Below are 4195 nucleotides of genomic sequence, written 5' to 3' on the forward strand. Positions count from 1 at the left end.
GAAGGCGCACCGGCAGCTCGAAGCGCTGCTCGAACGCGTTGAAGAACGTCGTGTTCAGCCACGCCAGCATCCGGTTCAACTGATCGAAATCCGCGCTGCCCTGCCGAAACGCGAGGCCGCGGTCGAGCGCCTGCGCGCCGATATGGCCGAGGATCGCGATGCTTTCGGTCAGCACGTCGCCGTTCGCCGTGACGAACGCCGGCGTCTCGGCGACGGGGTTCAGCGCGAGGAACGCGTCGCTCGTCACGGCGCCCGGCATCGTGATGCGCGACAGCCGGTACGGGCGGCCGGTCCATTCGAGCGCGACGATCGAGCCGAACGAGCAGCCGGCGGGAATACCGTAGAAAAGGATCGGGGACATCGGGGAATTCCACAGAAGTTGAACGAGCAATCATGCTCCCATGGCAAACGATGGCGCAGTAGCCGCTAAAATCGAAACCCGTCGTTTCTCCCTGTGGACGCTGGAAATGAATCTGAACGATCTCTACCTGTTCGTGCAGGCGGTGGAGGCCGGCAGCATGTCGGCGGCCGCGCGCCGGCTCGACCTGCCGAAATCGACGGTCAGCAAGCGCGTGGCCGAGCTGGAACGCACGCTCGGCGCGCGGCTCGTGCATCGCACGTCGCGCAGCTTCCGGCTCACGCCGGTCGGCGCCGAATTCTTCGAGCATGCGCGCGCCGCCGTGATCGAGGCCGACAGCGCGCGCGACGCGGTGCTGCGGCAGGCCGCCGAGCCGGCTGGCGTCGTGCGGATCACGAGCTCGGTGCCGGTCGCGCAGCACATCCTCGCGCCGTGCCTGCCGGCGCTGGCGATCGCGCACCCGAAGCTGCTGCTGCAGATTCATGCGAGCGACCGCCTCGTCGACATCGCGCAGGAAGGCTTCGACATCGCGGTACGCAGCCATTTCGCGCCGCTGCCCGATTCCGCGCTCGTGCAACGGCCGCTCGCGGCGTCGCCGATCGTCGTCGTGGCCGCGCCGGCCTATCTCGCGCGGGCCGGCACGCCGGACACGCCGGCCGATCTCGCGCAGCACGACGGGCTCCACCCGGGCCCGCAGCCGTGGCGGCTGCAGCGCGGCGGCGATGCCGTCGACGTGACGCCGCGCCTGCGGCTGCAGGCCGACGAATCGACGCTGCTGCTACAGGCCGCGACGGCCGGCCTCGGCCTCGCGTGCCTGCCCGACTGGATCGCCGGCGCCGCGCTCGCGTCCGGTGCGCTCGTGCGCGTGCTGCCCGGCTGGTGCGCCGGCACCGTCACGACGACACTGCTGATGCCGCATCGGCGCGGCCAGTTGCCCGGCGTGCGCGCCGCCGTCGAATTTCTCGCGCAGCACGTGGCGCGCCATCACGGCGGCGGCAGCACGATCGAGCCGCACGCGTGACCGCGTATCTCGCCCGATCGATTCAAATGCTGAATCGATCAAGTCAGCAATTGGCATGAAAGCGCAAATTTCGACATGACAGAATGGCCCGGACGCCCCGCCTGCCTCGGCGTCCGGTGCCCGGCCTCCCGCCGGCGGCATCAACACACACAACGCGCGCACCGACGCGCCTGCCGCACGACGGCGCCTTCCGCCCCTCGGAGGAGACAAGTCATGAATCCGCTTCACGCGCTGCCGGCGTCCGCGTCGGCAACGGCCCGGCGCACCCGCGTGCGCTGGCTGGTGCTGGCCGTGCTGTTCGCGGTCACGACGATCAACTACGCGGATCGCGCGGCGATCGCGATCGCCGGCCCGAGCCTCGCCCGCGCGCTGCACCTGAGCCACGTGCAGATGGGCTTCATCTTTTCCGCGTTCGGCTGGTCGTACGTGATCGCGCAACTGCCGGGCGGCTGGCTGCTCGACCGCTTCGGGTCGCGCATCGTCTACGCATTCAGCATCTTCTTCTGGTCGCTGTTCACGCTGCTGCAAGGCGGGATCGGCTTCTTCGGCGGCGCGGCCGCGTTCGCGCTGCTGTTCGGGCTGCGCTTCCTGGTCGGCGCGGCCGAGGCGCCGTCGTTCCCGGCCAACAGCCGGATCGTGTCCGCGTGGTTCCCGGCGCCCGAGCGCGGCACCGCGTCGGCGATCTTCAACGCCGCGCAGTACGCGGCGACCGTCGTGTTCGCGCCGCTGATGGGCTGGCTCGTGCACGCGTTCGGCTGGCAGTCGGTGTTCGCGGTGATGGGTGTGCTCGGCTTCGCGTTCGTGCTGGTGTGGAACCGCACGATGTACGACCCGAAGGACCATCCGACCATCAACCGCGCGGAACTCGACTACCTCGCCGAAGGCGGTGCGCTCGTCAACATCGACCAGTCGACCGGTGGGCGCGACGGCGGCCCGTCGCTGCGCCACGTGAAGGCGCTGCTGAGAAACCGGATGCTGGTCGGCGTGTACGTCGCGCAGTACTGCATCAACGCCCTCACCTACTTCTTCATCACGTGGTTCCCCGTTTATCTGGTGCAGGCGCGCGGGATGTCGATCCTCAACGCGGGGCTCGTCGCATCGATCCCCGCCGTGTGCGGCTTCCTCGGCGGGATTCTCGGCGGCATCGTGTCCGATGCGCTGCTCAGGCAGGGCCGGTCGCTGTCGGTCGCGCGCAAGGTGCCGATCGTGATCGGCATGCTGCTGTCGATGTCGATGATCGTCTGCAACTACACCGATTCGCACGTGATCGTCGTGGTGTTCATGGCGCTGTCGTTCTTCGGCAAGGGGCTTGGCGCGCTCGGCTGGGCCGTCAACGCCGACACCGCGCCGCGCCAGATCGCCGGGCTGAGCGGCGCGCTGCTCAACACGTGCGGCAACCTTTCCAGCATCACGACGCCGATCGCGATCGGCTATATCGTCGACCGCAGCGGCTCGTTCAACGGCGCGCTCGTCTATGTCGTCGCGCACGCGCTCGTCGCCGTGATCTGCTACCTGTTCGTCGTCGGCGAGATCCGCCGCGTCGAGCTTCAATGAACGGCGCGGGCCGCGCCGGCGCGCCCGGCGGCCCGCACGCCACCGGAACCAGGAGCGAACCGATGTCCGAATCCAGCCGTGCCGGCACCCCGCGCGTCACGCGGATGCAGGTGATTCCCGTCGCCGGCCGCGACAGCATGCTGCTCAACCTGTGCGGCGCACATGCGCCGTACTTCACGCGCAACCTCGTGATCCTCGACGACAGCAGCGGGCACACGGGCGTCGGCGAAGTGCCGGGCGGCGAAGGCATCCGCCACGCGCTCGAGCGCATGACGGATCTCGTGGTCGGCCAGTCGATCGGGCGCTACCAGGCGACGCTCAACGCGGTGCGCGCGGCGCTGTCCGGCGCGGGCGCCGGTGCCGGCCGCACGATCCGCCACGAAGTGACGTCGGCCGGCGAGGCGGCGGTGCTGCGCCAGCCGCACGAGATCAACCTGCGGCTCGACAACGTGATCACCGCGATCGAAGCCGCGTTGCTCGACCTGCTCGGCCAGCACCTCGACGTGCCGGTCGCGGCACTGCTCGGCGAAGGCCCGCAGCGCGATGCGGTGCCGATGCTCGCGTATTTGTTCTACATCGGCGACCGGCGCCGCACCGATCTGCCGTATCGCGACGAGGCGCAGGCGCGCGCCCCGTGGTTCCGGCTGCGCAACGAGGCGGCGCTCACGCCGGCCGCGATCGCGCGGCAGGCCGAAGCCGCGGTCGAGCGCTACGGTTTCGCCGATTTCAAGCTGAAGGGCGGCGTGATGGCCGGCGCCGACGAGATGGAAGCGATCGCGGCGATCAAGGCGCGCTTTCCCGACGCGCGCGCGACGCTCGACCCGAACGGCGCGTGGTCGCTCGACGAGGCCGTCGCGCTGTGCCGCGGGCAAGGCCACCTGCTCGCGTATGCGGAAGATCCGTGCGGGCCGGAAGCCGGCTATTCGGGCCGCGAGGTGATGGCCGAATTCCGCCGCGCGACGGGCATCCCGACCGCGACCAACATGATCGCGACCGACTGGCGGCAGATGGATCATGCGGTGCGGCTGCAGGCGGTCGACATCCCGCTCGCCGATCCGCATTTCTGGACGATGCAGGGCTCGGTGCGGCTCGCGCAGCTGTGCCGCGACTGGGGGCTCACGTGGGGCTCGCACTCGAACAACCACTTCGACGTGTCGCTCGCGATGTTCACGCATGCGGCGGCGGCCGCGCCCGGCACGATCACCGCGATCGACACGCACTGGATCTGGCAGGAAGGCGACGCGCGGCTCACGCGCGAACCG

The 4195-nt window shown here is 69.8% G+C and carries 3 protein-coding genes and 1 pseudogene; 3 read left to right on the forward strand and 1 reads right to left on the reverse strand.

The features are described from left to right. Positions 1–361: glutathione S-transferase N-terminal domain-containing protein (locus H3O04_RS34280; RefSeq protein WP_202589405.1), on the reverse strand; the 361-nt coding region annotated here is incomplete at its 3' end. Between the two features lie 40 nt (positions 362–401). On the opposite strand from H3O04_RS34280, the gene H3O04_RS34285 reads away from it, so the two are divergent. From H3O04_RS34285 to H3O04_RS34295, 3 genes and pseudogenes are all read left to right on the forward strand, one after another. Continuing rightward, the gene (locus tag H3O04_RS34285) at positions 402–1379 is read left to right on the forward strand and encodes a LysR family transcriptional regulator (protein ID WP_202589406.1); all 978 of its coding nucleotides are present in this window, start codon (positions 402–404) and stop codon (positions 1377–1379) included. A gap of 165 nt (positions 1380–1544) precedes the next feature. Then, positions 1545–2933: pseudogene (locus tag H3O04_RS34290) on the forward strand (MFS transporter); the annotation flags it as partial. Between the two features lie 62 nt (positions 2934–2995). Continuing rightward, positions 2996–4195 (forward strand): enolase C-terminal domain-like protein (locus tag H3O04_RS34295; RefSeq protein ID WP_202589407.1); only part of this gene is annotated, 1200 nt, incomplete at its 3' end.

The organism is Burkholderia sp. KCJ3K979, from assembly GCF_016759955.1.
In the GTDB taxonomy this organism is placed as follows: Bacteria; Pseudomonadota; Gammaproteobacteria; order Burkholderiales; family Burkholderiaceae; genus Burkholderia; species Burkholderia orbicola.

Coding starts and splice junctions, on each gene's coding strand:
- H3O04_RS34285 (WP_202589406.1), top strand. CDS start 402: ATGGCAAACGATGGCGCAGTAGCCGCTAAAATCGAAACCCGTCGTTTC.